Annotated in this window: 21 protein-coding genes and 3 tRNA genes; 3 read left to right on the forward strand and 21 right to left on the reverse strand. The window is 61.2% G+C overall.

All coding sequences use genetic code 11. From position 1 onward, the window contains the following. Positions 1 to 30: 30 nt before the first annotated feature. Positions 31 to 3,498, reverse strand: a complete 3,468-nt coding sequence (locus D3879_RS17745) for an indolepyruvate ferredoxin oxidoreductase family protein (protein ID WP_119955588.1) — start codon at positions 3,496 to 3,498, stop codon at positions 31 to 33. A gap of 199 nt (positions 3,499 to 3,697) precedes the next feature. Here D3879_RS17745 and D3879_RS17750 point away from each other — a divergent pair, with 199 nt between their 5' ends. Beyond that, positions 3,698 to 4,171: an Lrp/AsnC family transcriptional regulator gene (locus D3879_RS17750; protein ID WP_119955589.1), complete on the forward strand. Its 474-nt coding sequence runs from the start codon at positions 3,698 to 3,700 to the stop codon at positions 4,169 to 4,171. Positions 4,172 to 4,286: 115 nt separating this feature from the next. Here D3879_RS17750 and phnP read toward each other — a convergent pair whose 3' ends face one another. The 10 genes from phnP to phnC all read right to left on the reverse strand — a co-directional run bounded on the left by phnP (position 4,287) and on the right by phnC (position 14,414). Then, positions 4,287 to 5,051 (reverse strand): phosphonate metabolism protein PhnP, encoded by a 765-nt coding sequence (phnP, locus tag D3879_RS17755; protein ID WP_119955590.1) that lies wholly within the window; start codon positions 5,049 to 5,051, stop codon positions 4,287 to 4,289. After that, on the reverse strand, positions 5,042 to 5,617 hold the full coding sequence (phnN, locus tag D3879_RS17760; protein ID WP_119955591.1) for a phosphonate metabolism protein/1,5-bisphosphokinase (PRPP-forming) PhnN: 576 nt from the start codon (positions 5,615 to 5,617) through the stop codon (positions 5,042 to 5,044). The genes phnP and phnN overlap by 10 nt, the downstream gene beginning before the upstream one ends. A gap of 2 nt (positions 5,618 to 5,619) precedes the next feature. Next, positions 5,620 to 6,765, reverse strand: a complete 1,146-nt coding sequence (locus D3879_RS17765) for an alpha-D-ribose 1-methylphosphonate 5-triphosphate diphosphatase (RefSeq protein ID WP_119955592.1) — start codon at positions 6,763 to 6,765, stop codon at positions 5,620 to 5,622. After that, positions 6,755 to 7,477, reverse strand: a complete 723-nt coding sequence (gene phnL, locus D3879_RS17770) for a phosphonate C-P lyase system protein PhnL (RefSeq protein WP_119955593.1) — start codon at positions 7,475 to 7,477, stop codon at positions 6,755 to 6,757. Before phnL ends, D3879_RS17765 begins: the two co-directional genes overlap by 11 nt. Before the next feature lie 108 nt (positions 7,478 to 7,585). Continuing rightward, positions 7,586 to 8,407, reverse strand: a complete 822-nt coding sequence (gene phnK, locus D3879_RS17775; RefSeq protein ID WP_119955594.1) for a phosphonate C-P lyase system protein PhnK — start codon at positions 8,405 to 8,407, stop codon at positions 7,586 to 7,588. 2,028 nt (positions 8,408 to 10,435) lie between these two features. Next, positions 10,436 to 11,047: a phosphonate C-P lyase system protein PhnH gene (phnH, locus tag D3879_RS17780; RefSeq protein WP_119955595.1), complete on the reverse strand. Its 612-nt coding sequence runs from the start codon at positions 11,045 to 11,047 to the stop codon at positions 10,436 to 10,438. Beyond that, positions 11,047 to 11,508, reverse strand: coding sequence for a phosphonate C-P lyase system protein PhnG (gene phnG / locus D3879_RS17785; protein ID WP_119955596.1), 462 nt, complete (start codon positions 11,506 to 11,508; stop codon positions 11,047 to 11,049). Before phnG ends, phnH begins: the two co-directional genes overlap by 1 nt. A 142-nt stretch (positions 11,509 to 11,650) precedes the next feature. Next, positions 11,651 to 12,445 carry a phosphonate ABC transporter, permease protein PhnE gene (gene phnE, locus D3879_RS17790; protein WP_119955597.1) on the reverse strand — a complete coding sequence of 265 codons (795 nt, stop codon included), beginning with the start codon at positions 12,443 to 12,445 and terminating at the stop codon, positions 11,651 to 11,653. Positions 12,446 to 12,502: 57 nt separating this feature from the next. Beyond that, positions 12,503 to 13,510 (reverse strand): phosphonate ABC transporter substrate-binding protein, encoded by a 1,008-nt coding sequence (gene phnD / locus D3879_RS17795; RefSeq protein ID WP_119955598.1) that lies wholly within the window; start codon positions 13,508 to 13,510, stop codon positions 12,503 to 12,505. A gap of 64 nt (positions 13,511 to 13,574) precedes the next feature. Then, positions 13,575 to 14,414, reverse strand: coding sequence for a phosphonate ABC transporter ATP-binding protein (phnC, locus tag D3879_RS17800; protein ID WP_119955599.1), 840 nt, complete (start codon positions 14,412 to 14,414; stop codon positions 13,575 to 13,577). Positions 14,415 to 14,796: 382 nt separating this feature from the next. Between phnC and D3879_RS17805 the strand changes: the two genes are divergently transcribed. Further along, positions 14,797 to 15,123 (forward strand): Arc family DNA-binding protein, encoded by a 327-nt coding sequence (locus D3879_RS17805; protein ID WP_119955600.1) that lies wholly within the window; start codon positions 14,797 to 14,799, stop codon positions 15,121 to 15,123. A gap of 107 nt (positions 15,124 to 15,230) precedes the next feature. Here the strand turns inward: D3879_RS17805 and mgtE are convergent, their stop codons facing one another. Then, entirely contained in the window at positions 15,231 to 16,673 is a 1,443-nt protein-coding gene (gene mgtE, locus D3879_RS17810; protein WP_119955601.1) for a magnesium transporter, read from the reverse strand. 323 nt (positions 16,674 to 16,996) lie between these two features. Between mgtE and D3879_RS17815 the strand changes: the two genes are divergently transcribed. Beyond that, a complete protein-coding gene (locus tag D3879_RS17815; RefSeq protein WP_119955602.1) occupies positions 16,997 to 17,500 on the forward strand; it encodes a DUF4124 domain-containing protein in 504 nt (167 codons plus the stop codon). A gap of 41 nt (positions 17,501 to 17,541) precedes the next feature. Here D3879_RS17815 and D3879_RS17820 read toward each other — a convergent pair. From D3879_RS17820 to D3879_RS17860, 9 genes are all read right to left on the reverse strand, one after another. Then, positions 17,542 to 17,618: transfer RNA gene (locus D3879_RS17820), tRNA-Arg, on the reverse strand. A gap of 84 nt (positions 17,619 to 17,702) precedes the next feature. Then, a tRNA-Arg gene (locus tag D3879_RS17825) sits at positions 17,703 to 17,779 on the reverse strand. Between the two features lie 106 nt (positions 17,780 to 17,885). Further along, a tRNA-Ser gene (locus D3879_RS17830) sits at positions 17,886 to 17,976 on the reverse strand. Between the two features lie 61 nt (positions 17,977 to 18,037). Beyond that, positions 18,038 to 18,223, reverse strand: coding sequence for a carbon storage regulator CsrA (csrA, locus tag D3879_RS17835; RefSeq protein WP_003283978.1), 186 nt, complete (start codon positions 18,221 to 18,223; stop codon positions 18,038 to 18,040). Positions 18,224 to 18,415: 192 nt separating this feature from the next. Further along, positions 18,416 to 19,651: an aspartate kinase gene (locus tag D3879_RS17840; RefSeq protein ID WP_119955603.1), complete on the reverse strand. Its 1,236-nt coding sequence runs from the start codon at positions 19,649 to 19,651 to the stop codon at positions 18,416 to 18,418. 99 nt (positions 19,652 to 19,750) lie between these two features. After that, positions 19,751 to 22,375: an alanine--tRNA ligase gene (gene alaS, locus D3879_RS17845; protein WP_119955604.1), complete on the reverse strand. Its 2,625-nt coding sequence runs from the start codon at positions 22,373 to 22,375 to the stop codon at positions 19,751 to 19,753. Between the two features lie 316 nt (positions 22,376 to 22,691). After that, positions 22,692 to 23,696, reverse strand: coding sequence for a low-specificity L-threonine aldolase (gene ltaE, locus D3879_RS17850; protein ID WP_119955605.1), 1,005 nt, complete (start codon positions 23,694 to 23,696; stop codon positions 22,692 to 22,694). A 221-nt stretch (positions 23,697 to 23,917) separates the two neighbouring features. Beyond that, entirely contained in the window at positions 23,918 to 24,928 is a 1,011-nt protein-coding gene (astE, locus tag D3879_RS17855) for a succinylglutamate desuccinylase (RefSeq protein ID WP_119955606.1), read from the reverse strand. 51 nt (positions 24,929 to 24,979) lie between these two features. After that, positions 24,980 to 25,264, reverse strand: coding sequence for a topoisomerase II (locus tag D3879_RS17860; RefSeq protein WP_119955607.1), 285 nt, complete (start codon positions 25,262 to 25,264; stop codon positions 24,980 to 24,982). Between the last annotated feature and the right edge of the window lie 2 nt (positions 25,265 to 25,266).

Consider the following 25,266-nt stretch of genomic DNA (forward strand, 5'->3'; position numbering starts at 1 on the left):
GGGGTTGCACGTGATAGGAGCGAATGAAACTCAGGCGGCCGATTCGTAGAGCCGCACCACTTGGAGTTCGCCGGCCAGCAGCTGGGTGCGCAGTTGCGCCTCATGCTCGCGGGCCTTGGCCATGGCGCGTTCCTTGACGTGGCCATAGCCGCGGATCTGCTCAGGCAACTCGGCGATAGCCACCGCCGTGTGGTAGTTGTCCGCACGCAGGTGGGCCAGCACGGCTTCGACACTGTCCTCGTAGTGGCCGATCAGCTCGCGCTCCTGACGGCGTTCTTCGCTGTAGGCGAAGGGGTCGAGGGCGTTGCCACGAAGGAACTTGAACTTCGCCAGCAGGCCGAAAGCGCGCAGCATCCAGGGGCCAAACTGGCGCTTGCGCGGCTGGCCGGTCACCGGATCACGCTTGGCCAGCCAGGACGGCGCCAGGTGGAACTCCAGGCGGTAATCGCCGCTGAACTGCGCTTGCAGTTGCGTGCGGAAATCACCGTTGCTGTAGAGCCGCGCCACTTCGTACTCATCCTTGTAGGCCAATACTTTGAAGTAGTAACGCGCCACGGCTTCGGTGAGCTGCTTGCTTGCATCGCTGTCGAGCAGCCGCACGCGTTCGACCAGATCGTTGTAGCGCTTGGCGTAGGTGGCGTCCTGGTAGGCGGTGAGGTAGTCGATGCGGAACTGGATGACTTCCTCCAGGGTTTCGCAGCTTGGCGCGCCCTGCTCCACCGGCGTGGCCAACTTCTCCACGGCCGACGGGTCATGGGCGGCGCGGCGGCCCCAGAGGAAGGCCTCGCAGTTGAGTTTTACCGCCACGCCGTTGAGCGTGATGGCTTGCTCGATGGCGGCGGCGGAGACCGGCACCAGCCCGCGCTGATAGGCGTAGCCGAGCATGAACAGGTTGGTGGCGATGCTGTCGCCGAGCAGGCGGGTGGCCAGGCGCGTGGCATCGATGAAGTGGGTCTTCTCTTGACCCACCGCCTCGATCAGCGCTTCCTGCATGGCCTGCCCCGGTACCTGGGCATCCGGGTTGCGGGTGAACTCGGCGGTAGCCGCCTCATGGCTGTTCACCACGGCGGTGGCGATACGCTCGTTGAGCTTGGCCAGCGCTTCTTCACTGGCGGCGACGACCAGATCACAGCCGAGCAGCAAATCGGTCTCGCCAGCGGCGATGCGCACGGCGTAGATGTCGTCCTGTTTGGCGGCGATGCGGATATGCGTGATCACCGGGCCGAACTTCTGCGCCAGACCGGCTTGGTCGAGCACACTGCAGCCCTTGCCTTCGATATGCGCGGCCATGCCCAGCAGCGCGCCGACAGTGGTCACACCGCTGCCGCCAACACCCGGCAGGAGGATGTTCCACGGCCGCTCCAGGGTGGGCTGGGTTGGTTCCGGCAGGGCCGCGAAGACTGCACCGGCACCGACCGCTTCCGGCTGGCGCAGGCTGCCGCCGTGCACGGTGACGAAGCTCGGACAGAAGCCATCGACGCAGCTGAAATCCTTATTGCAGGAATTCTGATCGATCTCGCGCTTGCGCCCCAGTTCGGTCTCCAGCGGCAGCACCGACAGGCAGTTGGACTTCACGCTGCAATCGCCGCAGCCCTCGCATACCGCCGGATTGATGAAGGCGCGTTTGGCCGGATCGACCAGTTTGCCGCGCTTGCGCCGACGGCGCTTCTCGGTGGCGCAGGTCTGATCGTAGATGATCACCGAGGTGCCCTTGAACTCGCGCAGCTCGCGTTGCACGGCATCCAGCTCACGACGATGGTGAAAGCTGACGATAGGCGCGAAGGTATCGCGAGTCGGGTACTTCTCCGGCTCATCGGTGACCACGGCGATACGTTTCACGCCCTCGGCGAACACCTGCTGGCTGAGCTGATCGACGCGCAATTCGCCGTCGATCGGCTGGCCACCGGTCATGGCCACGGCGTCGTTGTAGAGGATCTTGTAGGTGATGTTGACCCCAGAAGCGACCGCCGCACGCAAGGCCAACTGACCGGAGTGGAAGTAGGTGCCGTCGCCGAGATTCTGGAAGATGTGCGGGGTGTCGGTGAACGGCGCCTGGCCGATCCAGGTCGCGCCCTCGCCGCCCATCTGGGTGAAGGTGTCGGTATTGCGATCCATCCACTGGGTCATGTAGTGGCAACCGATGCCGCCCTGGGCGCGGCTGCCTTCCGGCAGTTTGGTCGAGGTATTGTGTGGGCAACCCGAGCAGAAATGTGGGGTGCGGACAGTATGATGCTTGGGCGCTGCCAGTGCTTTTTCCTTGGCGGCGAGGAAGCCCAGGCGCGACTCGATCTGCTCACTGCTGTAGATCGGCGCCAGACGCTTGGCGATGACCCGCGCGATCATCGCCGGGGTCAGCTCGCTGAGGTTCGGCAGCAGGGAATTGCCAGCCTCGTCGAACTCGCCGACCACCCGTGGGCGCTTGCCCACCGGCCAGTTGTAGAGCTGGCCGGTCAGTTGGTCCTCGATGATGCTGCGCTTCTCTTCCACCACCAGGATTTCGTCCAGGCCTTCGGCGAACTCATGCACCGAGACCGGCTCCAGCGGCCAGCTCATGCCGACCTTGAGCACCCGCAGGCCAACCTGGGCACAAAGCTCATCGTCGAGGCCGAGGTCGACCAGCGCCTGGCGCACGTCGAGGTAAGACTTGCCGGTGGTGATGATACCGAGGCGCGGGCTGGGCGAGTCGAGCATCACCTGGTTGAGGTTGTTGGCACGGGCGAAGGCGCGGGCGGCGTAGATCTTGTAGATATTGAGGCGCTTTTCCTGCACCAGCGGCGGATCAGGCCAGCGGATATGCACGCCGTCTTCCGGCAGCTCGAAGTCGTCGGGAATCTTCACCTCGACGCGCAGCGGGTCGACATCGACCACAGCGGAGGAATCGACGTTTTCGGCGATAGTCTTCAACGCCACCCAGCAGCCGCTGTAACGCGATAGCTCCCAGCCGATGATGCCGTAGTCGAGGATTTCCTGGACGTTGGCCGGGTTCAGCACCGGGATCGACGCGGCGATGAAGGCGTGCTCGCTCTGGTTGGCGATGCTCGAGGATTTGCAGCCGTGGTCGTCACCGGCCAATAACAAGACGCCGCCATGCGGCGACACGCCAGCGGAGTTGCCGTGCTTGAACACGTCGCCGCAGCGGTCCACGCCAGGGCCCTTGCCGTACCACATGGAGAACACGCCGTCATAGCGCGCGCCAGGGAACAGGCTGGTCTGCTGGCTACCCCACACGGCCGTGGCGGCGAGCTCTTCGTTGACCCCTGGCTGGAAGTGGATGGCGTTTTCCTGAAGGAAGGACTTGGCCTCCCAGAGGCTCTTGTCGAGGTTGCCCAAGGGCGAGCCGCGATAGCCGGAAATGAAGCACGCAGTGTTCAGGCCATGGGCCGTGTCACGCTGTTTTTGCAGCATCGGCAGGCGGGTGAGTGCCTGGGTGCCGGTGAGGTAGAGATGACCGGTTGCGAGTCGGTACTTGTCATCCAGGCGGATCTCGGCCAGAGACATGCGGCGCTCCTTTTATATTTATATGGCGACCTTACGTGGCAACGGTAAATGCCACGCTGGAAATTCCAGCACAGGATCACTGCGCTGGCGGCTGGCTAAAATATGACTCGCCTGAACGGATTTTTTCTTTCTCTTTTCGAGGTTGAACGCCAATATTGCGCATGATCCAACCTATAAAAATAAAATTTCGGGAACATTCATGCAGATTAAGTTGAGTGCTATCGATCGCAAGATTCTCCGCCTGCTGCAGCACAACGCCGACCTCTCGGCAGCGGAGATCGCCGAACGCGTGGAATTGTCGCAATCGCCCTGCTGGCGGCGGATTCATCGCATGCAGGAAGAAGGCGTGATCGAACGCAAGGTCGCCCTGCTCAACCCGCAACGCCTGGGCCTGAGCATGACGGTGTTCGTCAACGTCAAACTCTCCGGCCACGGCCGCCGTTATCTGGCCGAATTCGAGGAAGCCATCACCGGTTATCCCGAGGTGCTGGAGTGCTACACCATGGCCGGCGGCATGGACTATCTGTTGAAGGTGGTGGCGCCGGACATCGCCAGCTACGAGCGCTTCCTGCGTGATCACTTGCTGCAGAAGCCGCATGTGCAGGAGGCCCATTCGAATATCGCCATGAGCGAAGTCAAACGCACCACGGAGTTGCCGCTGGATCTGGTTTGACCGGCCATGGAAAAACTTGGCTATGTGCCAGTGATGTAGGCTGGGTAGAGTCGTTTTTTAGCGAAACCCAGCCTACGGTTTTGCGCTTTTTCAATACACGCCTGCAACAGCTAACTCAGATGCTCAAGCCATCGAAGGCCAGGCTGACGCCCGCCGGCAAGCTATCGGGATGATCCAGCAGCCAGGCGTCGAAACTGTGGCCGATATGGGTTAGCAGCGCCTCGCCCGGTTGCAACTGCTCGATCACCTGCAGGGCGCGGGTCAGATCGTTATGGTTGCGCGGCGCCTGCGGTTGCGGCGCGTTGGAGCAATCCAGCGCCAGCACATCCAGCGGTTTACCGGCGAGAAAGGTGGCGGTCTCTTCCGGCACGCCGACCGTGTCCGTCAGGTAAGCAATACGTCTGCCCTGGCCTTCCAGCCCCGCCTCTTCTAATAGATAGCCAAAGGTTGGCTTGGAATGGGTCAGTGGCAGGGCCGTGACAATCAGTTCGCCCAACTGGCGACGCTCGAAGGCGGCGAACGGCTGGGAAAAATCGAGAATCCCCGGATGCTTGTAGAGATCGGCCAAGCCTTCCGGGTCGGCCGGGCCATGCACCGGAATCACCAACCCTTGACCCCAGCGCAATTGCAGCAGGCCCTGGGCGTGGTCGGCATGGTAGTGGGTTTGCAGGATGCCGCTCAGCGAGTGCGGCGCAAAGCGCTCGGTCAGATCGCTCAAACCACTGTCGATCAACCAACGCTGCCCTCCACACTCGACCAGCGCACAGCAAGGTCCACGGCGGCGTTGCGGATAAACCCGGGCCCTGTCGCAAGCCACGCAGCTGCAACCGTAGACCGGCACTTGGCGAGCATCACCGGTGCCGAGCAGGGTCAGGCGCATGCGCGACTCGCGCCGATCAGGTTGAGCAGGTTTTCCACTGTCTGTTCGAAGTGGTCGGAATTGTCGAGGATATGCAGCCGGGCGCTGCCGCCCTCGCCTTCGGGGTTCGCACTGGCTTGGAATTGCGCGTTACGGGCCAGCCTCGCCTCGATCTCTTCGACAGTCTCGCGCCCCCGCGCCAGCAAGCGCTGACGCAATACCTGGCTGTCCACAGTCAGCAAGATGGCGAGCATATCCGGATAGCGCTGGCGCGCTTGCGGCAGATAAGCCCGCGAGCCGTTGACCAGCACGTCATGCCCGGCCGCCAGCCAGTCGTCGATCTGCTTGGGGATGCCATACGCCAGGCCATTGGCGCGCCAACTCATGGCAAACGCACCTTCGGCCTCCCTCCGGTCGAACTGCTCCGGCGTGACCGCCTCGGCGTCCTCACCCACCGCCTCGGCCGAACGAGTGATCACCCGCTGGACGATCCGACAGCCGCGCGCATCCAGCGTCGCGCGGGCGGCTTGTAGCAGGCTGTCCTTGCCTGACCCCGAAGGGCCGATCAAATAAATCAGCTTGCCCATGTTCAGAACACCCTCTTACCTTGGCGCCAGACCTGCTGGATCACCACCTGCCCTGCCTGCACCTTGGCCTGCAGCAAATCCGCCCGCAAACCCGGGCGAATTTCGCCACGATCCACCAGGCCGGCAGCCTGGGCCGGCGCGCGGCTGACAGTGCCAATAGCCTTAGGTAAATCATACCCGTTGTCCTGCCCGGCCAGCAGTAACGCCGCCGACAACAGGCTGGACGGATAGTAGTCGCTGGAGAGGATATCCAGCACACCTTGCTGAGCCAGTTCGGCGGCGGCGATATTGCCCGAGTGGGAACCACCACGGACGATATTCGGCGCACCCATCAGCACCTTCAAACCCAGCTCATGGCTGGCCTTGGCCGCTTCCAGCGTGGTCGGGAACTCCGCCACGGCCATGCCGAAACCCGCCGACTCCTGCACATGCGCCAAGGTCGCGTCGTCATGGCTGGCGACTGAAAGGCCACGCGCACCGCAGATATCGACGATGGCCGCGCGGTACTGCTCGCTGTACTCGCTGGAGTTGGCCAGCTGTTCGCGGATAAAAGCATCCATCTCCGCATCGCTGAGATGGTATTTGCCCTGGTAGTACTCGCGATACTTTGCCTCTTGGGCGAACTGGCGCTGGCCAGGTGCGTGATCCATCACCGACACCAACTGCACCAGCGGGTGCTCCACCAGCTCGCGAAACACCTCCAGCGTCAGCGGATGGCTAACCTCACAACGCAGGTGCAGGCGGTGCTCGGCACGGGTATGCCCGGCGGCCTCGGCCTTGGCGATCGCCTCGAGCATCGCCGGCAACTGCTGCATGCGTTTGCCCTTGGGGTTCACATCGCCGATCGACAGTGCATCGAACACCGTAGTGATACCCGCCGCGATGATCTGCGCATCATGCGTCAGGACTGCCGAAGCGGATGGCCAGTCCACCCCCGGGCGCGGGGTCATGTGTTTTTCCAGGTTGTCGGTGTGCAGCTCGACCAGCCCGGGCAGTAGATAGGCGCCCGCCAGGTCTTCGGCCTGCGGCAAGTCGCTGCGCCCTTCCTCCACTGCGGCGATCAGGCCGTCGCGAAGCACCACGGTGCCATGAAATACCTGATCGGCAGTGACCACCAGAGCGTTGGTCAGAATGCGTTCAGCCAACATGTGCGAGCTCCTTATCCAGCAATCCTTCGGCGGGCGTCATGTCGAGGTAACGGTCGGCGACCGCTTCGCGGGCCGCGCGGTCGTGGAAAATTCCGATTAGCGCGGCGCCAGCAGCCTTGGCTTCGCCGATCAGCTCCAGCACCACCTGGCGATTGGCCTCATCCAGCGAGGCAGTCGGTTCATCCAGCAGCATCAGCGGCCAAGTGACCATAAAGCCGCGGGCGATATTCACCCGCTGCTGCTCGCCACCGGAGAAGGTGCCGGGCGCCAGTTGCCAGAGCCGCTCGGGAATGTTCAACCGGCTCAACAGGCGTTTGGCCCGTGCCTCGGCCTCGGCTTTGGCCCAGCCGCGCGCCAACGCCGGCTCCATCACCACATCGAGACAAGCGACGCGCGGAATCACCCGCAGGAACTGGCTGACGTAGCCGAGGGTTTGCCGACGCACTTCCAGGGTCTGCCGTGGCTCGGCACCGACCATCTCGAGCATGTCCTCGTTATGCCGAATCCGGATGCTGCCGCCGGCGGGCAGATAGTTGCCGTACAAGGTACGCAGTAAGGTCGACTTACCGGCGCCGGAGCGACCATGCAGCACCAGACACTCACCGGCCCGTACGTGAAAATTCAGCTCGCGCAACACGTTCAACACCACGCCGTGCTGCTGGTGCAGGGTGAAGGTTTTTGAGAGGCCGCGGACCTCGATCATGTTATTCATCAACGACCACCTCGTTGCAAAGTCTGCGTGCGTATCTCCCCTCTCCCCAACCCTCTCCCGTAAACGGGAGAGGGGACTGTTCGCGCTCGGTCGGACCGACTGGGGTTTTCATGGCTGCAACACCGAGGACACCAGCAGCTGCGAATACGGATGCTGCGGGTCGTCGAGAATCTGGTCGGTCAGCCCCGCTTCCACCACATGGGAGCGGCGCATGACCATCAGGCGATCCGCCAGCAACCGCGCCACGGCCAGATCGTGGGTAACGATCACCACTGCCAGATCCAGCTCGCGAACCAGGCCGCGCAGCAGGTCGAGCAAACGCGCCTGCACCGAGACATCCAGCCCGCCGGTCGGCTCGTCCATAAACACCAGGCGTGGGCTGGAGACCAGGTTGCGGGCGATCTGCAGGCGCTGCTGCATGCCGCCGGAGAAGGTCCGTGGCAGGTCATCGATGCGCAGCGGGTCGATCTCCACCTGTTTCAGCCAGTCGAGACCGGCCGCCCGCAGCTCGCCGTAATGACGCAGGCCCTGGGCCATCAGCCGCTCACCGATATTGGCGCCGGCCGACACACTCATGCGCAGGCCATCGCGCGGGTTCTGCTCGACAAAGCCCCACTCGGTACGCAACAAGGTACGGCGCTCGGCTTCGCTGGATTGGTAGAGGTCGAGCCAGACGTCACCCTTGCCGCGATAGTTGACTACCCCGCGATCCGGCGGGCAGCGCCCGGAGAGCAGCGACAGCAAGGTCGACTTGCCCGAGCCGGACTCGCCGACGATGCCCAATACCTCGCCGGGATAGAGATCGAATGAGACCGCCTGGCAGCCCTTCTCCGGGCCATACAAGCGGGTCAGGTCACGCACTGACAACAGCGGTTCGACGCGTTCCGCTGGCGGCGTTTGCCGCGTGGACTTTGGCTTTCCAGGGAGCACTCATCGGCCGGCCTCTGCATTTTCAGGGATGAGCCACAACGTTGCGCGCAGTAGTCGGTAATCGGCGCAGACGACTGGCTTGCGCCGGCGTCGTCGACGATAGCTCGTCGAGGTAAGGAATTCGTGGCTGCCGCAAATCGGCAGTTCTCCTGCCCTGCTGGTCTGAACGGGTGATCTCGAAGCTCAGGGGCTGCCCCCGGGTGTACGGTTGGCACTGCGGTACAGAACGCTTCTCGGACCGGCGGGCCGAAGAGCTCAGCGCCGGGGCTCACTATCGAGTTTCGGGTTGTGAATTTGGGATCGGTGCGACGGGTCCAGATCACGGGTGGCCGCAACGTCACGTAAGGCGTAGTGGTGGCGAGATGTGGCGCGAAGGTGCCGCTGTCCTCGTTAGAGCTTCAAATGCATACACCGTAGTCGTTTATAGGCGCGTGCATTGGTCCGTGTCTCGTTTTTCCGGGGTTCGATAAAGGCAGCGGCTCTGGGATCGGCACTGTAGAAGAATGCTGCTCGGCGTTTAGCGGCGTGTTCGGGATGCGGTGACGGGGTCTGGGATCACCGGTCGCTCCGCCGTGCGCTGGCAGGTCTGGATGCGGCGGACGGGCGAAGAAGCGGGCTGGATGGACGCGTGGGTGGTGGTGTCGGGCGCCCTGTCATGATTTGGAGCAATCCTCGCGCCGAGGATCGCGGGTACTGCATGCGCGGTGCGCCCAACATAGGGCAGCGGCCATTTTCGCGGCCGCGGAAGGGCACTGATAGACCGGGGATGGCCAGGCGTTGAGACAAGCCACGCGGATATGCGTTTGGTCTGCCATCAGATAAGCGGAAGTTGTAACCTGGCTCGCGCTGTGAGCTTCGGATGGGCACGGCTGGGGGGGGCGACGGCGATTCATGGCGCGGTTCTCCTGAGCGACGGGCCGGGTTATCTGCCGTGCGTCTCCAGCTTGCGGCTTTCGGCCTGCTGCGACGCAACTTGCGGATCAGCTCAGCTTCGACTGGAAGTCGGTAATGCGGCAATTTCAGGTGCAGAGACGAAGCGCTGCGCCTCGGGAGTTGTGCAGTGCATGCAGCACGAATCTTGGCCTGTTGCGCCGGCGATCCACCTCCTTCGCGCGTACCTCGCCCGGCCCCAGCGCACGATTGATCCAGGGCGCATGCCCATGGCCTCTGCGCTGCGCGTACGAAGCCAGAACGTCGCCACGGGTGAAATTGCGTTTGCGCTGCGCGGTTTGCTACCGACGAATGTTGACCTATGCTCGCACTTCGGTCAGCTCCGATGTCCCCGAGCGGCACGGCACAAAAACCAGCTCTTGCGGCTCGATCCACAACCCATCTAACGGTGCCTGATGCGGATTTCCCCAGCGAACGGGTGGCTGGCCCGGTACAGGCGGGCGCTGGGTCAGGTAACTCAGCGCCAGCCAGGAAGCCTCGTCGCGCGCGCTAAGGCTTGCAGGCGCTGGGCAGGTTTGCTCGGGGAGTCAGGCGGGCGTCGCGGTGTTCGGCATCGCAGGGCTTTGCGCGGTGATGGCGCTTCCAGGCGATCAGCCCTTCGTCGGTCGAGCGTCGGCCCCGTGGCCGGCGTCCAGGTTGCACGCCTTCGACACCTGCGGTCGGACCGGTTTCAGTGCCTCGGCAGCAGGGCAAAGTCAGCAGTAGCTATCGGGTGTAGTCGAAGGTCGGGCCAAGCAGCTTGAGCCGCCAGGTAAATCCTGTGATGTCGCGTGAAATCGCCGGCTCAGCTGCATGCCGTGGTTTCCAACGAGGCTGGCGGCAAAGCGCGGCAGAAGTGGTGCGATAGCCGCGCAGGAAGATCTGCTTCCGTCAGAGTCGCCGGCAGCTTGCTTGAGTCGAGGCGGCAATTCTTCGTCGTGACACGAGCCCTCGGTCATCACCGGGCGGACGGACAGGCGGCTTTGTTGGGAATTGGGCGCGACGCTTCAACTCGGGAATGGGGTCGCGCCGGACGTTTGTTGGCAGTAGCTGGTGGCATTGGTGAGTGGCGCTACGCCACCTTTGCGGCAACGTACATCAGGCAGCTCCTCGGTTTTTAATCGGCGACACGGCGGTCTGCGCGGCAGCCAATGACCTGTGCTCGGCGGCGAAAAATGCATCGAGGCCACGCGGAAAGGCATTGCGGGCAGCACGTTCACGCCAGAAGTCGAACGCCAGCGGCAAGGCCACACTGCGCGAATCATGAATCCCCGGCCCTTGCCAGCTCAGCGCCCGGCCACCGTCCAGCGCACTTAGCTGGATCAGCAAGGTGCAGGACTGATCCGGGTAACGGTCGCTGCCGTTGTCGAACGCGGACAGATCGTGCAATTCGCGCTCATCCAACAGCGCGAACAAGGCGTCCTCACGCGCGGCAACGATCGGACAACCACAGTGAAAAGCCAGATTGGCGCGGATCGCCGGGCTGTCGAACGCCGGCGCCAGCCACAACGGCGTGTCGGCATCGAGAAAGGACAGACACAGGGCATAGGTCGCCGGTTGCAGCAGGTCCAGCGGCAAGGCGCGGTCCAACTGCTGCAGCGTGCCGGGTTCCGCCAGGGCCTTGAGCGCCGCGCGGAAGCTGCGTTGGGCGTCGAGCAGCGGGTCATTGAACGCCGGTTGTAGCCATTCAGAGGTGGGCACCGGAAGCATCAGTCTTCTCCTCGCAGTAAGGTGAAGAACTCCACCTTGGTCGTCGCGATTTCGGCAGCCTGCGCAGTACGACGAGCGGCCTGCGCCTGGGCCAGGGGCTCAATCAATTGTTGCAGCCAGTGTTGTTGCTGGCTGCCTTGCAGGTGCGCATCCGCCAGGGCGGCCAGCTCGGCGTGGCGCTTGTCGCGGCCGGCCACATAGCTGTAGCCGGTACGGCCGTCGGCCAGGCGCACTACACAACGGGTCACGCTCATTTCACCGAGGTTGAAGGCGCTGCCGGTGCCGCCCATGCGCCCGCGTACCAGGGTCATGCCGACTTCCGGAGCGCGGATCAGGCGGTAGTCGGCGTCCTTCAAGACCGGCTCGAAGCTGTGCAGATCGCCGCCGGCACGGGCGAGTACACCCATCCAGCGCTGCCGCGCTGTGATTGCCGAAACGGAGCTAGCGGAGCTGGCATTCATGTCTGTCTCCTTCATGGGGCCATCTGATACTGAAAGCACTTGGCGCGGCGAGTGGACAAGCACAGCTCCACCGGGCCGTCGGCCAGAGCGCAGGAAAGGCTAAAAAGCGTGAGCGAAGGTGCGTAGCGCGACCTCCTCTACTTCAGATAAACAGCTTGCGCAGGCGCTGCGAGAGGATGTCGATCAAGCTCACCACCACAATGATCACCAGCAGCACGGCGCAGGTTTGGCCGAACTGGAAGCCGCGAATCGCCTCCCAGAGGATCACGCCGATACCACCGGCGCCGACCATGCCGACCACCGTGGCCGAGCGGACGTTGGATTCGAAGCGGTACAACGAGTAGGAAATCCACAGCGGCAGAACCTGCGGGATCACCCCGAAGATCACTTCCTGCAGGGCGCTGGCACCGGTGGCGCGCACCCCCTCGACCGGGCCGGGATCGGAAGCTTCGACCGCCTCGGCAAACAGCTTGGCGAGCACCCCGGTGGTGCTGATGAACAGCGCCAATACACCGGCAAACGGGCCCAGACCGACCGCCACCACGAACAGCATGGCGAAGACCATTTCATTGATCGAACGGCAGGCATCCATCACCCGACGCACCGGCTGGTAGACCCACCAGGGCACGATATTTTCAGAACAGAGAATGCCCAGCGGAATCGCACAGATAATCGCCAGCACCGTGCCCCAAATGGCGATGTGTACGGTGGTGACCATCTCCTTCAGGTACAGCTCCCAATTGCTGAAGTCTGGCGGGAAAAAGTCGGCGGCGAAGGTCGCCATATTTCCCGAGTCACGGATCAGTGCCAGCGGATTCATCTCGGCGCCGTGCCAAGACCAAGCCAGCATAGCCAGGAGCAACCCCCAGCCAAGCACGTTCAGCCAGGAACGCTTGCCAGTCGCTACAACGGAGGTCGAGGAAGTCAGGGTGGTCATAAACAACTCTCAAGAACGGCAAGGTAAGCGCGGCGCCAGGCGCCGCGCTCGATCAGATCAACCAGCGTTAACAGCGCTGCTCTTCTCCAGCTCGGCAAGGCGTTTCTCAAGCTTTACCAACTCGACATCCAGGGCCTGAAGTTGTGCCTGTTTGTCCGCGGCGGACAACTTGTCGTTGTTCGCCACCTCAGTACGTTTCTTGAACAGCTCAAGCTGGCGGATCGGCAGCAACTGGTCGTCGTTGGAGGCGCGGAACTTGCCCCATTGCAGGCCTTCCAGCACTTTCAGCTCTTGCGGGTTGGCGCCATAGCTCATGAAGAACTCGCGCAGCTTGGTCTTGTCAGCGTCAGCCAGATTCTTGCGCCAAACAATTGGGTCGGCTGGGATCAGCGGCGAAGTCCAGATCACTTTCAACTGGGCAGCCTTGTCCGGAGCGGTCACTTGCAGACGCTCCATGCCTTCACTGTTAAAGGTGCCGACATCGACTTGTTTGTTGGCTACCGACAAGGCGTTCACTTCATGACTGCCGTTCAGCGCGCGCTTGAAGATCTTGTTGGCGTCGACATTGTGCTTGGCGAACACGTAATAGCCGGGCACCAGGTAGCCCGAGGTGGAGTTGGGGTCACCGTTGGCGAAAGTCAGGGTTTTCGCGTTCTTGAGCATGTCCTCGATCGAATTGATCGGGCTGTCTTTGCGCGCAACCATCAAGCTGTAGTAGCCCTGGGTGCCATTGGCCGCGACGGTCTGGGCGAAGATCTCGCCATTGGCGCGATCCACCGCCTCCATGGCGGCCTTGTTGCCGTACCAGGCGATGTCGACTTTGTCGAAACGCATGCCCTGGATGATCCCGGCGTAGTCCGGCGCGAAGAAGGCATTGATCTTCAGCCCGGTCTGCTTGGACATGTCGGCGAGGAAGGGATCCCAAAGGGTCTTCAGGTTTTGCGATGACTCGGTGGAGATGATGCCGAAATTGATTGCCTGCTGATCAGCGGCCTGAGCAGCGCCCAAGAGGGAGCCGGTTAACAGCGCGGAGGCGGCGAAAACACGGCCGATGCGTTTGAACATGGAAAACTCTCCTGTTACGGGTGGGGGTTGGTGGCAGACGCGGTGAATTGGGAGGCGCGATGAATCAGGCTTTGGCCAAGGCCAGCGGCAGTTCCTGCACGAGATGCGGGCGGTGGGCCTTGTCGGAAAACAGCAGGCTGGCGTCGAGGTCGGCGCCGTACAGGTCATTGAGGAAGTTCGGGCTGAGGCCCTCGGTGGGGCCATCGAAATGGATACGCCCGCCTTTCAGCGCCACGGCCCGACGGCAATAGCGCACGGCGTAATCCACTTGATGCAGGGTGACCACCACGGTCTTGCCATCGCGGCGATTGATGTCGGCGAGGATTTCCATGACCTTGCGCGCGGACTCAGGGTCGAGCGAGGCAATCGGCTCATCGGCCAGAATCACTTCGGCTCGTTGCGTCAGCGCCCGGGCGATGGCCACGCGTTGCTGCTGTCCGCCGGACAGCGTGGAAGCACGCTGCGCCGCCAGGTCAGCCAGACCGACGCGCTCCAGGGCCTCCATGGCACGCTGCTTTTCTTCAGCACTGAACATCCCTAAGGTGCCGCGCCAGCGTGGCATGCGGCCGAGGCCGCCGAGCAGCACGTTGTCCAGAACGCTCAAGCGAGCGACCAGATTGAACTGCTGGAAGATGTAGCCGATGTCAGCGCGCAACCGCCGCACTTCACCATTCAAGCGACCTTGCGCCTGTACTTCGCGGCCCAGCACCTGAATGCTGCCGCCAGCGCTGCGATCACAGCAGGCCAGGCCCGCCAGGTGCCGCAACAACGTAGATTTGCCGGAGCCAGAGGCACCGATCAGCGCGACCATCTCGCCCGGTTGTACAGACAACGCCAAGTCGTACAGCGCCTGCTTACGGCCGAACGTCTTGTTCAAGCGCTCAACACGGATCACTGCGTTCATGGGCTTGCCCTCTCATTAACGGTTGCTGGACGACTACTGGCCGCCATCTGGTGTAGACCAAGATAGACAAAGCCTGTGTCAGCTCCGTTAATCGGGCGTGACGCTTAGGTGACAATCAGTTTAAATTTTAATGCTGCAGCCGCCCTGGAACGGTCGTTTTGCCCAGCAATACGCATTTCTGACAACCGGTGCTGGCAAAAAGCCTGTACCCCGACCAAAATACGACACATAATTGGCGTCAATTAACCGCTGCAGTGGCCGCAAGGTCGCGAGACGCAAATTGCGATCCTGGTTGAACGGCTAGTGCTAATGATGGTCAAACCGGTGACAATCATGCGGCTCATTGCCAGCATCGTTCCCCTGAACTAACCGGTTTAAAAGTATGCGCCCTATGAAACAGGCTATTTACTCCAGCCGTACGGCTGACAAGTTCGTCGTCCGCTTGCCCGATGGCATGCGTGAGCGCATCGCCGATGTCGCACGCAACCACCATCGCAGCATGAATTCCGAGATCATTGCGCGCCTTGAGCAGAGCATGCTTCAGGAAGGCTCGCTTGATGATGACCTAAGCATGCGCTTGGACAGACCCGAACTGTCATTGCATGAGCGCGAGCTGCTGCAACGTTTCCGGCAACTGTCGCGACGCCAGCAAAATGCGCTGGTTGCCCTGATCGCCCATGATGCAGAACTAAGCGCCGAAGGGGCTTAAAAGCTCCTCGAAGCAAAAAGCCAGCGTAATGCTGGCTTTTTGCTTCTCCGCCAACCGTCGCCTATAAAAAAACCGCCCCAGGAGGCGGTTTTTTTATAGGCGACGACTTAGAGCAAGAATAGTGTCGCCAGCCCAAGGAAAATGAAGAAACCACCGCTATCGGTCACCGCGGTAATCATTACACTGGACCCCAAAGCCGGATCGCGCCCCATGCGCACCAGGGTCATAGGGATCAATACACCCATCAACGCCGCCAGAAGCAGATTGAGCGTCATTGCCCCAGTCATGACCAAACCCAGCGACCAGCTGCCATAAAGCATGTAAGCGACAACCCCGATCACCCCACCCCAGACCACGCCATTGAACAACGACACCGCCAGTTCTTTGCGCATCAAACGCGAGGTATTACCGGTACTCACCTGATCCAGCGCCATCGCCCGCACGATCATGGTGATCGTCTGGTTCCCGGAGTTACCGCCGATACCCGCAACGATGGGCATCAGCGCGGCCAATGCCACCAGCTTCTCGATCGAGCCCTCGAACAGGCCAATCACGCGCGAAGCGATAAAGGCGGTGATCAGGTTGATCGCCAGCCAGGCCCAACGGTTACGCAGCGATTTCCACACCGAGGCGAAGATGTCTTCTTCTTCGCGCAGACCTGCCATGTTCAGCACTTCGGCTTCACTTTCCTCACGGATCAAGTCGACCATTTCGTCGATGGTCAGACGACCGATCAGCTTGCCGTTCTTGTCCACCACCGGGGCGGAAATCAAGTCATAACGCTCGAAAGCCTGGGCGGCGTCGTAGGCGTCCTCATCCGGATGGAAACTCACCGGATCGTCGGCCATTACTTCGGCTACCTGCTTCTCCGGGTCATTGACCAGCAGGCGCTTGACTGGCAACACGCCTTTCAACACACCGTCGTAATCAACCACGAACAGCTTATCGGTATGCCCCGGCAACTCTTTCAAACGACGCAGGTAACGCAGTACCACTTCCAGGCTGACATCCTCGCGGATGGTGACCATCTCGAAGTCCATCAGGGCGCCGACCTGATCCTCTTCGTAGGACAAAGCCGAACGCACACGCTCGCGCTGTTGCGCGTCGAGCGTTTCCATCAGTTCGTGGACTACGTCGCGTGGCAGCTCAGGCGCCAGGTCAGCCAACTCATCGGCGTCCATCTCCCTGGCAGCCGCCAGGATCTCGTGATCGTCCATGTCGGCGATCAGCGTTTCTCGCACCGAATCCGAAACTTCGAGGAGGATGTCGCCATCGCGCTCAGCCTTGACCAACTGCCAGACGGTCAGGCGGTCAGCTAGCGGCAAGGCTTCGAGGATATGGGCGACGTCGGCAGAGTGCACGTCATCGAGCTTGCGCTGCAGCTCAGCGAGATTCTGCCGGTGAACCAGGTTTTCTACGAGATCCCGGTGCTGGCCTTCCTGACGATGCGTCAGGTCTTCGACCAGTTTGTGGCGATGCAGCAGTTCAACTACCTGAGCCAGGCGGTCCTGCAGGCTTTCTTGCGGTTTTTTTGCTTCTACTTCAGTCATAGCGCACTCCACCCCCAGCGGCAGGGCACGCCAAAAGGGATCAATCCGTCAGTTCATGATTGGACAATCGAGGTTCTGAGTTACTACTGGGTAAGTCCATGGTGGTATTCCATAAGCCCCGGCGGGGCTGACAGGAGAAATGATAACACTGCTCAATGGCTTTGCACGTTACAAAATCTAGGCAAGAACAAGCGCTTGCATCACAAATCTCGGCCTTGCCTGAATTCTCTAACTGCGACGTAGAGCACTTTCAACAGGGCACTACTGACGAGAGAAAAAGCACGCGTTAAGCTTGCTCGGCGACCGTCAAGGAGGACGTCCCCATGCATAGGCTGCTACGCGCAGTATCCTGCGCTTTTTTGCTTTGCCCTTCCCCGCTACTGCTGGCCTCGACCGTGTTCCGCTGCGAAGACGCCAACGGCCATGTCACCTTCACCCTGCAAGGCTGCCCAACGGAGCAGGCGCAGCAACTGCAAAACGCCGACAATCCAACACCAGGCAACGACAAACCCGTGCCTTTAGCGAAAACCGCCAAAGGCGCGCGCTCAAGCAAAACCAGTAAAAAAGCAAAGGCCAGCGAACTGGTGGTGGTCGGCGAGCAACAGGACGGCTGTGGCAACCGTGTCACGGGCAGCGCCCGCCGAGCAGCGATGATTCAGAAGGAAGTGCGCGCCGGCATGACTCGCGCGGATGTAGAGAGCACCCTGGGCAAACCGGACAAGATCAGCAGCCAGAATGGCCAGATGCGCTATCAATACCGCGACAATGAAGGCCGCAGTCGCCAGGTCAGCTTCGACGAGAATGGCTGCGTCCGCGGCAAACGCTAGACAAATAAAAAGGGCCTGCATCACTGCAGGCCCTTTCGATATGGTGCACTCAGGAGGATTCGAACCTCCGACCGCTCGGTTCGTAGCCGAGTACTCTATCCAGCTGAGCTATGAGTGCATTTTTACAACATCCAGAGACTGCCGAAGCGCGGCTCTGGTTAAAACAAAATGGCTTACATTGCTGTAAACCACTCTTTGAATATGGTGCACTCAGGAGGATTCGAACCTCCGACCGCTCGGTTCGTAGCCGAGTACTCTATCCAGCTGAGCTATGAGTGCTTTGGTGACGCGAATTATAAAGCTTCGAATCTGATGGTCAACTAATTTTTCCAGTAATTCCAACGACTTACCGTAAAACTCAACACATCAACTTCGTTAGAAATAATGGCGGAGAAGGGGGGATTCGAACCCCCGACACCCTTTTGAGATGTACTCCCTTAGCAGGGGAGCGCCTTCGGCCACTCGGCCACCTCTCCGCAACACGGGGCGCATGATATCCATCTTTGCCCCGTTTGCAAAGCCAAAAATTGATAAAAATTAGTGGCTTGGTTCTTGGTCTTTCTCTTTCTGGATGCGCTGGTAGATTTCCTCACGGTGCACAGCAACTTCCTTGGGCGCGTTAACGCCAATGCGCACCTGATTACCTTTCACACCCAACACGGTGACGGTGACATCGTCACCCACCATCAGGGTCTCTCCGACCCGGCGAGTCAGAATCAGCATTCCCTTTCTCCTCACGGATTACAGTTCAGGACAACAAACAGTCTGCAAAATTAAAATGGTGGCAGCCCCCATGACTCTCAAGCAGCGGAGACCTCCACCCAAGTATTGACTAGTGTAGGCAGAAAGAAAGCTCCACCACATCCGCCAAAATGACGAAAGGCGCGGGATCAACCGCGCCTTTCGGGCAACGCCTCACTCGCCCTGTCGGGCCGGAGCGTCCAATTCGAAAGCTGTGTGCAACGCACGCACGGCCAGCTCCAGGTATTTCTCTTCGATCACCACCGACACTTTGATTTCCGAGGTCGAGATCATCTGGATATTAATACTCTCCTTGGCCAAGGCTTCGAACATACGACTGGCCACGCCCGCATGGGAGCGCATACCGACGCCGACGATGGAGACCTTGGCAATCTTCAGATCGCCGCTGACTTCCCGCGCATTGATCTCACGAGCGGTCTGCTCGAGTACCTGCTGGGCGTTCTGGTAGTCATTGCGGTGAACAGTGAAGGTGAAGTCGGTGGTGTTATCGTGCGCGACATTCTGCACGATCATGTCCACTTCGATATTTGCGGCACTGATCGGGCCGAGGATCTTGAAGGCCACGCCAGGAATATCCGGCACGCCACGGATGGTCAGCTTGGCTTCGTCGCGGTTGAAGGCGATACCGGAGATGATCGGCTGTTCCATGGATTCCTCTTCATCAATAGTAATGAGGGTGCCCGGCCCCTCTTGGAAGCTGTGCAGCACGCGCAGCGGGACGTTGTACTTGCCGGCGAACTCCACCGAGCGGATTTGCAGCACCTTGGAGCCGAGGCTGGCCATTTCCAGCATTTCCTCGAAGGTGATCTTGTCCAGGCGCTGGGCCTGCGGCACCACGCGCGGATCCGTAGTGTAGACGCCGTCGACGTCGGTATAGATCTGGCACTCATCGGCCTTCAGTGCGGCAGCCAGGGCCACGCCCGTGGTGTCAGAACCACCACGCCCGAGCGTAGTGATATTGCCGTGCTCATCCACGCCCTGGAAACCCGCGACTACCACCACACGGCCGGCCTTGAGGTCAGCACGAATTTTCTGGTCATCGATTTGTAGGATACGCGCCTTGTTGTGCGCGCTGTCCGTCAGAATGCGTACCTGGTTGCCGGTATACGACACCGCCGGCACGCCACGCTTGATCAGCGCCATGGCCAGCAGGGCAATGGTTACCTGCTCACCGGTAGAAACCATCACGTCCAGCTCACGCGGTACCGGTTGGTCGCTGATCTGCTTGGCCAGGTCGATCAGGCGGTTGGTCTCGCCACTCATGGCGGATAACACAATCACCAAGTCATCGCCCGCTTCGCGGAATTTTTTGACCTTCTCGGCCACCTGCTCGATACGCTCGACAGTGCCGACGGAGGTGCCCCCAAACTTCTGTACGATCAAAGCCATTTCAAAGCCGCCTCAGCCCGTGAAGGGCGCCCATTAAACATTCAACTCAACCCATCGCCAAGGCCCGCCGGGCGGCGGGCGGGCAACTTGAGCCAAGCGTTAAAGACCTTGCTCGACGAAAGGCACGGTCAGCGCCAGTGCAGCATCCAGCGCCGCGGCATCGACACCGCCACCCTGCGCCATATCCGGACGACCACCGCCTTTACCGCCGACCGCTGCTGCTGCCTGTTTCATCAGCTCACCGGCCTTCAATTGGGCGGTCAGGTCCTGAGTGACGCCGGCGACCAGCACGACCTTGTCATCCAACACACCGCCGAGCAGGATCACCGCCCGACCAAGTTTGTTCTTCAGTTGATCGACCAGCGCCAGCAGCGCCTTACCGTCTAGACCATCCAAACGCGCAGCCAGGACTTTCACCCCGTTGACCTCGACCGCCGAACCGGACAGGTCATCACCCGCAGCACTGGCGGCCTTGGCCTTCAGCTGCTCCAGCTCTTTTTCCAGCTGACGATTGCGCTCGACCAGGCCGATCAACTTGTCCATCAGGTTGTCTCGACTGCCCTTGACCAGCACCGCGGCTTCTTTCAGTTGCTCTTCGGCACCATTCAGGTAGGCCAGTGCAGCTGCGCCAGTGACCGCTTCGATGCGCCGCACGCCCGCCGCCACACCACCTTCGCTGGTGATCTTGAACAGGGCGATATCGCCGGTACGGGAGACGTGGGTACCACCGCACAGCTCGACGGAGAAACCGCCGCCCATGGTCAGCACACGCACATTGTCGCCGTACTTCTCACCGAACAAGGCCATCGCGCCCTTGGTTTTAGCGGTTTCGATGTCGGTTTCTTCGGTCTCGACCTTGGAGTTCTTGCGAACCTCGGCGTTGACGATGTCTTCCAGTGCTTTCAACTGCTCGGGCTTGATCGCCTCGAAGTGGCTGAAGTCGAAGCGCAGGCGCTGGCTGTCGACCAACGAACCCTTCTGCTGAACGTGCTCGCCAAGCACCTGGCGCAGCGCGGCATGCAGCAGGTGGGTGGCGGAGTGGTTCAACGCGGTGGCCTGACGCACGTTGGCGTCAACCTCGGCCGCGACCTCGGCGCCGAGGCTCAGACTGCCCTGGGCGACGATGCCATGGTGCAGGAAGGCGCCGCCGGCCTTGGTGGTGTCGCGCACGTCGAAACGCACGCCGCTACCTTCCAGATAACCGCAGTCGCCGACCTGGCCGCCAGACTCGGCGTAGAACGGCGTCTGATCGAGGACGACCACGCCCTCCTCGCCTTCATTGATCCGCTCGACGGCCTGACCGTCCTGAAACAGCGCAATGATCCGACCACCGCCCGAGGTGCCGGCATAGCCGAGAAACTGGGTATCGCTGTCCACTTTGACCAGGCTGTTGTAATCCATGCCGAACGAGCTGGCCGAGCGGGCACGCACGCGCTGACCTTCCATTTCACGCTCGAAGCCGGCTTCGTCGATGCTCAGGCCGCGCTCGCGGGCGATATCGGCGGTCAGATCGACCGGGAAGCCGTAGGTGTCGTAGAGCTTGAACAGGGTCTCGCCGGGGATCATCTTGCCCTTCAGGCCGACCAGATCCAGCTCGAGGATCTTCAGCCCCTGCTCCAGGGTCTTGGCGAACTGCTCTTCCTCGGTTTTCAGCACACGCTCGATATGCGCCTGCTGCTGTTTCAGCTCAGGGAAAGCCTCGCCCATCTCGGACACCAGCGCGGCGACGATCTGGTAGAAGAAGCTGCCCTTGGCGCCCAGCTTGTTGCCGTGGCGGCAGGCGCGACGAATGATGCGGCGCAGCACATAACCGCGGCCTTCGTTGGACGGCGTCACGCCGTCGGCGATCAGGAAGCCGCAGGAGCGAATGTGGTCAGCCACTACCTTCAACGACGGCTGGTCGTCGTTGCTGCAGCCGATGGCCTTGGCGCAAGCGGCCAGCAGGCTTTGGAACAGGTCGATCTCGTAGTTCGAGTGCACATGCTGCAGCACGGCACTGATCCGCTCCAGGCCCATGCCGGTATCGACCGACGGCGCCGGGAGCGGGTGCAGCACGCCGTCGGCGGTGCGGTTGAACTGCATGAAGACGTTGTTCCAGATCTCGATATAACGATCGCCGTCTTCTTCCGGCGAGCCGGGTGGGCCGCCCCAGATGTCGGCGCCGTGATCGTAAAAAATCTCGGTGCATGGGCCACACGGGCCGGTATCGCCCATGGTCCAGAAGTTGTCGGAGGCGTAAGGCGCGCCTTTGTTGTCGCCGATCCGCACCATGCGCTCGGCCGGTACGCCGACTTCCTTGGTCCAGATGTCGTACGCCTCGTCATCGCTGGCGTAGACGGTGACCCAAAGCTTGTCCTTCGGCAGGTTCAGCCACTTGTCCGAGGTCAGGAACTGCCAGGCGTAGTTGATCGCATCGCGCTTGAAGTAGTCACCGAAGCTGAAGTTACCCAGCATTTCGAAGAAGGTGTGATGGCGTGCGGTGTAACCGACGTTTTCCAGGTCGTTATGCTTACCGCCGGCGCGGACGCACTTCTGGCTGCTGACGGCGCGGGTATAAGCGCGCTTTTCCTGGCCCAGGAAGCAGTCCTTGAACTGGTTCATCCCCGCGTTGGTGAACAGCAGGGTCGGGTCGTTGCCCGGGATCAGAGAGCTGGAGGCGACACGAGTGTGACCCTGCTCTTCGAAGAAGCGGAGGAAGGCTTCACGGATTTCTGCGCTTTTCATAGGTTCTTCCACGGGAAATGCGGCCACAAAGGTAATTGCAAAACGTCACGAGCGAAGAACTAGGTAAGGACCCAGCCCGTTCCAGACGGGCTTAGCGCACTTTCCACAGCCATGCGGGGCGGGAAAGCCGGCGAAAAAGGCCGTTTACGTGGTGTAAACGAGCATTTTTTGCCTGCTTTCAGCGCAACATCGTCGAGCGCCGTAGTTTTGCAACTGCCGTGCGAATCGCCGGCAAAGGGCCGCATTATATCGGCCCTGCGGCTTACGGGTAGTGCCTTTATCGGTGAGAAATCACCTATATGACCACTTGCACGACTCAGACGTGGCGAAAAGCGGCAAAGCTCTCGATCACCCGCTGGATGTCTGCGGCCGACACATCCAGGTGTGTGACCAAGCGCAGACGAGCTGCCGCGCTCACTTTTATCCCGCGCTCAGCCACGAAAGCCTGCAGCGCACGCGCCTGCTGGCCCATCGGCATATAGACCATGTTGGTCTGCACCGGCTCGACTGTATAGCCCAACTCACGCAACCCTTCAGCCAGCAATGCGGCGTTGGCGTGATCTTCAGCCAGGCGCTCGACTTGATGCTGCAACGCGTACAGCCCCGCCGCCGCTAGAATCCCGGCTTGGCGCATGCCGCCACCGACCATTTTGCGCAACCGCCGAGCCTTGCCGATCAGCTCCGCGCTACCGCAGAGCACCGAACCGATTGGCGCCCCGAGCCCCTTGGAAAGGCAGACCGAGACCGAATCGAAGTGCTGAGTGATCTCCCGCGCATCCACCCCCAGCTTGACTGCCGCGTTGTACAGACGGGCACCGTCCAGGTGCAACGCCAAGCCATACTCATGCGTGAGCTGCCGTGCGGCGGCCAGGTACGTCAACGGCAGCACCTTGCTCTGCATGGTGTTTTCCAGCGCTAACAAGCGGGTGCGGGCGAAATGGAAGTCGTCCGGTTTGATCGCCGCCGCCACCCGGGCCAGATCGAGCGTGCCATCGGCCTCGACTGCCAACGGCTGCGGCTGGATCGAACCGAGCACCGCCGCGCCGCCACCCTCATATTTATAGGTATGCGCTTCCTGCCCGACGATGTATTCGTCACCGCGTTCGCAGTGCGCCATCAGCCCGAGCAGGTTACTCATGGTGCCACTGGGCACGAACAGACCCTCAGCGAAGCCCAGGCGGTTGGCTAAGTGCTGCTCCAGGTGGTTGACCGTCGGATCCTCGCCATAAACATCGTCACCGACCTCCGCGCGCAGCATTGCCTCACGCATACCAGCGGTGGGCTGGGTGACGGTGTCGCTGCGCAGATCGATAACAGACATGGGCCAGGCTCCTGAATGGGCGAAAAGCCCGATGCTAAAGCGCCCCAAGAGGACAAACAAGGGTAGGCTGGGTTAGGCGCGCCCCGGCTCGTAGCAGTGCGGCAATCTCTGACGCGCCGTAACCCAGCGATACGCCAGCGCCAATGCCATCGCAATGCTGGGTTACGCGGCGTTTGCAATCGCGTGGGTTGTTGCGGATTTGCTTACGCCGCTAACCCAGCCTACGCCACGCTATCGGCGCTAGCCGGAACCACCAGAATGGCGGCGCGCAGGCCATTCTTCACTTTCGGATTGGGGAAGATGATGCGTGCGCCCTCTTCCTCCACGGTCCAGCGAGTGCCGGCGATGTCCTCGGCCAGCAAATAGCCCACTGGCAACTCACTGAAGTTCTCGATATCCGCCGGCAGATGCAAGGTAAACGCATCGCTGTGTTTGATGACCTCGCGGGCCACCGAAAACAGCTGCAAACCCTCCAAAGCACCCGCCTCCACCTGCGGTTCGCGGCCTTCGATCAGGCATTGCAAGCGCGCTTCCAAACGATCGAGGTTGACCTGCTGGTTCTGCCCGAACGGTCGAGCCTTACCCAGCTCCAACGTGAAGGCTTCGGCATTCAGCTGGGCATAGGTGTAGGAACTGAAGGTAATCGAGCCCTTGCTCTGCAACAGCACCGCAGCAATCCCGGCAGCCTGCAGGCGAGCCAACTCCAGACGCGAATGGATGCAGCCCTCACGCCAGGGATAAAGGGCGAACTGCTCGATTTTCGAGCCACGGATGGCGGTGTGCAGGTCGTAATGCAGGCGACTGCGTTGTGGCTTACTGAAGAACGCCGCGCTCAGGCGCTCCAACTCGCCCGCCCGCAGAGCCTCGAAGCCACTGGATAGTTCATGCCGGCCATTGAACAGACGATTGATATCCTGCTCGATATAGCGCTCGCCACGCCGCATGGCCTCGGGGTTGCCGAGCAAGAACAAAATGCGCGCACGTGGCTTCAAGGTGCCGCGGGCAATGCCTTGCAGCAGGCGGTCGAGCAGTTCGATCGGCGCGGTTTCGTTACCGTGAACACCGGCCGACAGCAACAAATCCAAGCCACTGTCATCCGAGCCGGGCGGCGTCACTTCCAACGCACCTTCGGCCAGCCAGCGCAAACGCGCGCCCTCGGCGGTCAGCTGAATCTTTGCGGCGGGCTCGTGGCCAGCCAGGGTCAGTTCAAGCAACTTACCGAGGGCTAACATGTGGTGATTCCCAATACTTACTTCTTAGAGGCTGTTCACGATCCAAGCGAGTTAGTGATCATGGCCGCAATCTGGACCATGCACGTGCTCGTCATCGACTTCCGCCGGCTCCATCTCCAGCTCCAGGCTGACCAAGTTGGTCGCCAGCGGGCGCAGCAACAGGTTGGCGTACTCGGCGTCGCCTTCCTCGACATCCACCCCGATGATCAGTTGGCCGCGACCATCTTGCTGAATCCAGACCTCCTTGCCCTGCCAGATCACGGCAAAGCGGGTGCAGGTGGTTTCCAGCTGTGTGCCGTCGGTGTCTTCGAGTATCAGTTGCAGGCTATCGGACATGG

It is taken from the genome of Pseudomonas cavernicola (assembly GCF_003596405.1).
GTDB classification, from domain to species: Bacteria; Pseudomonadota; Gammaproteobacteria; order Pseudomonadales; family Pseudomonadaceae; genus Aquipseudomonas; species Aquipseudomonas cavernicola.